This window comes from Neorhizobium petrolearium, from assembly GCF_017873175.1.
In the GTDB taxonomy this organism is placed as follows: Bacteria; Pseudomonadota; Alphaproteobacteria; order Rhizobiales; family Rhizobiaceae; genus Neorhizobium; species Neorhizobium petrolearium.
The window spans coordinates 1-4,556 of sequence record NZ_JAGGJW010000044.1 but is presented as its reverse complement, the minus strand read 5'-3'; the positions used below and the strand labels follow the sequence as shown (position 1 = coordinate 4,556).

Sequence of the window (4,556 nt, the reverse complement as noted above, 5' to 3'; positions counted from 1 at the left end):
GCGAGAAGCTGATCCAAAAGTTCCTTCTCAATGGCCATGTGATGATTCTCCTTTCCATCATCATGGCCTCAGACACAAAATTCCTGACAGTCCCCCAGCCGGGCGCAATCGCGTTGACGCGGATGCCGTGCGCCGCATTTTCCATCGCGACAACCCGGGTCAGCCCTTGCACGCCATGCTTTGAAGCAGCGTAGGCACTCATGCCTCCTGGTCCCGTCAAAGCAGCGACCGAAGCTGTGTTTACGATCGAGCCACCGCCACTGCGCTTGATCAACGGGATCTGGTACTTCATCCCGAGAAAAACACTTTGCAGATTGACGGCGATCACCCGTTGAAAATCCTCAAGAGCATAGTCTTCGATGCGCTTCGCAGGGCCGGTTATACCCGCATTGTTGAAGGCCGCATGGAGACAGCCGGATGTAGAACCGATCTGCTCGATCCATCCGACGACCTGGAGTTCGCTTGCTACGTCAAGTTCGGTTGTGAACACCCTGCCATCTTCGGCTCGGATGAGCTCTGCAGTTTGGGTGAGCGCGGCGGCATCGCGATCAGCCAGATGTACTGTTGCGCCGTCGCGAGCGAGCCCAAGTGCTATCGCCCGACCGATCCCAGAGCCTGCACCGGTGACCGCGACAACCTTGTTTGAGAAAAGCGAGGACATGACTTCTCCTTGCCAGCCGATCGCAATCGGCTGGTCTGGTTGGAGCTGAATTTTAAGATTGATTTAGGCGGGTTTAGTTGCGGGCAGCGACAAGAGCAGCTGCAGTGCGGGCGACGATCTCGCCCTGGTGGAAGGCACCCGCGAGATCGATCTGCGAAGGCTGGCGCGACCCGTCGCCACCGGCAACTGTCGTTGCCCCGTAAGGAGCGCCACCAACAATTTCTTCAGTGCTCATCTGGCCCTGGTGGCTATAGGGCAGGCCGACGATGATCATGCCAAAGTGCATGAGGTTGGTGATGATCGAGAACAGGGTGGTTTCCTGTCCGCCATGCTGGGTGCCGGTCGATGCGAACGCTGCGCCCACCTTGCCGTTGAGAGCTCCCCGTGCCCACAGGCCACCGGCCTGGTCGAGGAAGGCCGCCATCTGCGACGACATCCGCCCGAAGCGTGTTCCGGTACCGACGATGATCGCGTCATAATCGGCGAGTTCCGCTACCGTCGCAATCGGTGCGTCCTGGTTGATCTTGAAATGAGCCTTTTCGGCAGTTTCGAGCGGGACAGTTTCCGGGACGCGCTTGATCGTCACATCGGCGCCGGTGCTTCGTGCGCCTTCAGCGATTGAGCCCGCCATTGTCTCGATGTGGCCGTAGGACGAGTAGTAGAGAACGAGAACCTTGGTCGTTTCTGTAACTCCGTGGGTATGTTGGTGTCGATGAAAGCAACATCTGTTTTTTCATCGTTCGATAAAAGCTGCATAATTTGATCCATAGCGTTCGATTTAATCGACTGTATGTGGCGCCAGAGATCCAAAATTGCCTTCCCTGTAATCGCTCTCTATGGAACGATTTCAGTCCTTCAGCAGGTTGAGCGCGACCAGCGGCTGCCCGAAATGCTGAAGGGACCCGGAGGCTTTGAAACTGCCTAGATCAGACGGAGCGAAACCCAGACGAGCAATGAGGTCTGCTACCTTCTTGCTGGCCTCCGGATAGTTACCTGATAGGAAGAGAACGCGCTTTCCACTCGTTTTCTCCGGATCGGCAGCCAGAACGGCGGCCGGGAGGGTGTTGAACGCCTTGACAAGCTGGGCGCCGGGAAAAAGCTCTGCGACGATCTCCGATGATAGTCGGCCACCGAGGTCGCGCGGTTTGAAGGCGGGAAAGTCAATTGCATTTGTCGCATCGACGATCGTGCGGCCATCCCAGGCAGTCTTTCTGCGGGCGACGTCCGGCACGGCGTCGTAAGGCACGGCCAGAATAAGGACGTCCGACTGAAGAGCCTGATCGAGTTCGACCGCCTCCACCTTGGTACCGAACTTCTCGGTGATTGACTGAAGCGAAGCCGGACCGCGGGTATTGGCGATAACGGCATACACGCCTGCTGCATGAAAACGTTCGGCCAGTGCAGAGCCGATCGCACCAGAGCCGATGATTGCATAGGTCGTCATGGTATTTCTCCTTGGTTGTATTTGATTTCAGGTGAAGTTGTCGGGGAGGGGAATGAACTCGTCGTCGCCGGGCACGCCGGGGAATTGTCGTTCGCGCCACTGGTCGGCAGCATGGCGAATGCGCTCCTGGTCCGTGGCCACGAAATTCCAGCGGATGAACCGCTTTTCAGGAAGCGGCTCGCCTCCGAAGGCAAGAAACCGGGCTGGATGGTTCGCTTTCACCACGATCTCGGCGCCCGGCTTGAACACGATGAGACGATCCGGACTATATGTACCGTCTTGCCCGATGATCTCGATTGTACCGGTGACGACGAAGATCGCTCGCTCGATATGCTCTCCGTCGATCCTGTAGCGGGCTCCAGCCTGAAGTTGGATCTCTGCAGAGAAGAGGTCAGAGAAGGTTCTGGCAAGTGAGCGCCGTCCGTGCAGGGTGCCGGCGAGAAGCTTCATATCGATGCCCTCGCCATTGATCGTTGGCAGTTCATGGGTGCCAAGGTGCTGAAAGAGCGGCGCAATCTCTTCCGATTGTTTAGGGAGAGCGATCCAGCTCTGCAGGCCCGTGAGTTTGCCGCCGTCCTTGCGGATATGTTCCGGCGTCCTCTCCGAGTGGACAATGCCGGAACCGGCGACCATCAGATTGACTTCCCCGGGGTTGATCGCCTGCACGTAGCTTTCGCTGTCACGATGCAGCAGCTCACCTTCTAGAAGGTAAGTGAGTGTTGAAAGGCCGATATGTGGGTGAGGGCGGGTATCAATCCCTTCTCCAGCACCGAACCGCACAGGTCCGAAACTGTCGAGAAATATGAACGGCCCGACCATCTGGCGCATGGCTGCGGGCAGGGCCCGGCGGACGGAGAAGCCTCCGAGGTCACGGGTCGAGGGCAGGATAACCTGCGCTATGTCAGCGTTCGACAAATAAGACATTGTCAGCTCCGGCGGTTGAATTCGATGGATTGAAGGTAGGCCCACTAGACGTTTCGGAAAACTGAGATAATTTTGACGAAAACGTTCGAGGAATTGGAAATGTCAGACCCCGGCCAGCCGACGCTGGATCAGCTCAGAGTTTTCATCACGGTCGTCGAGACAGGCAGCTTTGCGGCCGCGTCCAGGAAGCTCAACCGTGCTACTTCTGTGATCAGCTACACGATTGCCAACCTCGAAACGCAGTTGGGTGTCACGCTCTTCGACCGGCTCTCAACGAAGAAGCCGCAGCTGACGTTGGAGGGGAGGACGGTCCTCGCTGAAGCTAAGGGCGTCGCCCATGGCATCGACAATCTCCGGGCTAAAGTTAAAAGTATGCTCCGCGGCGTGGAGCCGGAGGTGCACCTCGCGCTGGACGTCATGCTACCTGCCGCCCGCGTCATGGACGCCTTGAAAGCTTTTCGAGAAGAGTTTCCCAGCGTATCTCTTCGGCTTTATGTCGAAGCCTTGGGCGCCGTGACGCAGATTGTGCTCAATCGAACCGCCGCGATCGGCATCAGTGGCCCACTTGATGTCGAAATCGCGGGCCTGGAGCGCATCGGGGTGGGCTTCGTAAAGCTGATCCCCGTCGCCTCGCCGGATCATCCCTTGGCGGGTGGTTCTCATCCTCCGGGCGCGGCCCGAGGTCATATCCAGCTGGTCTTGACAGACAGATCACCTCTTACCCAAGGGCACGAGTTTGCTGTTGTCGGGAACCATACGTGGCGCCTCGCTGATCTTGGCGCCAAGCACATGCTGCTAAAGGAAGGCATTGGCTGGGGCAACATGCCCGAACCAATGGTGAGAGATGATATACAGGCAGGGCGTCTGGTGCACCTTGATCTCCCCGACTGCAAGGGCGGTCCTTATCGCCTTCAGGCTGTTTACCGAACGGACACACCTCCAGGACCGGCCGCCCGCTTCTTGATCGACCATTTCCAGAGCCAAGATATTGATGATCCAACAGCGGCTGGTTAGGACTTTGGAAAATGCCACAGTCGGGAATTGCAGTGGCGCTGCCATGACCAATGCACTCGAAGACACCAATCGTCGCAGCTTCATCGCTTTCGCTCTGGCCGCCAGCACTGTCGACGTCGCCATTGCGGACACAAGCGCAGCGAACGCCGCCAGCAAAGCTTCGGCTACGGAGAACAAAAAGCACCAGCATGCGTAATTGGCGCCGAAGCGTAGCGCCCTTTCAGCGTCTATGAATGCCCCCAGTCCGTAGGAACCTGCGGCTTGATCTACATGTTCTTCGGCCGGCGAAGAGGGCATTCGGCGTCTGTGGCAGGGGCAACTGAACGCGAATGGGCCGATCTCCGCAACACACCCCACCGTGCTGGACAGCTTGGAAAGTGCGGAGAAATTCCATAACACATCTTATCTGGCAAAAAGCTGTAGCCGCAATGTTGAAGTGTCCTGTTTCTGCAAAGTTGGAATGTCACTCTCCCCGGGTTTTGATGACGGCGGAGATTGCGGATGGGATTGATA

The 4,556-nt window shown here is 57.6% G+C and carries 5 protein-coding genes and 1 pseudogene; 2 read left to right on the top strand and 4 right to left on the bottom strand.

What is annotated here, in order from left to right; translation table 11 throughout:
* The 4 genes and pseudogenes from J2046_RS33465 to J2046_RS33450 all read right to left on the bottom strand — a co-directional run.
* Positions 1-661, bottom strand: a 661-nt coding sequence (locus J2046_RS33465) for an SDR family NAD(P)-dependent oxidoreductase (protein WP_233470460.1), incomplete at its 3' end; no start/stop codon positions are given.
* A 73-nt stretch (positions 662-734) separates the two neighbouring features.
* Positions 735-1,340: pseudogene (wrbA, locus tag J2046_RS33460) on the bottom strand (NAD(P)H:quinone oxidoreductase); the annotation flags it as partial.
* Positions 1,341-1,508: 168 nt separating this feature from the next.
* Entirely contained in the window at positions 1,509-2,105 is a 597-nt protein-coding gene (locus tag J2046_RS33455) for an NADPH-dependent F420 reductase (RefSeq protein ID WP_210059105.1), read from the bottom strand.
* Positions 2,106-2,132: 27 nt separating this feature from the next.
* Positions 2,133-3,029, bottom strand: coding sequence for a pirin family protein (locus J2046_RS33450; RefSeq protein WP_210059104.1), 897 nt, complete (start codon positions 3,027-3,029; stop codon positions 2,133-2,135).
* Positions 3,030-3,128: 99 nt separating this feature from the next.
* Between J2046_RS33450 and J2046_RS33445 the strand changes: the two genes are divergently transcribed.
* Together J2046_RS33445 and J2046_RS33440 are read left to right on the top strand one after the other, a co-directional pair.
* Positions 3,129-4,043 (top strand): LysR family transcriptional regulator, encoded by a 915-nt coding sequence (locus tag J2046_RS33445; protein ID WP_210059107.1) that lies wholly within the window; start codon positions 3,129-3,131, stop codon positions 4,041-4,043.
* Positions 4,044-4,086: 43 nt separating this feature from the next.
* A complete protein-coding gene (locus J2046_RS33440; protein ID WP_210059102.1) occupies positions 4,087-4,239 on the top strand; it encodes a hypothetical protein in 153 nt (50 codons plus the stop codon).
* Positions 4,240-4,556: the final 317 nt, after the last annotated feature.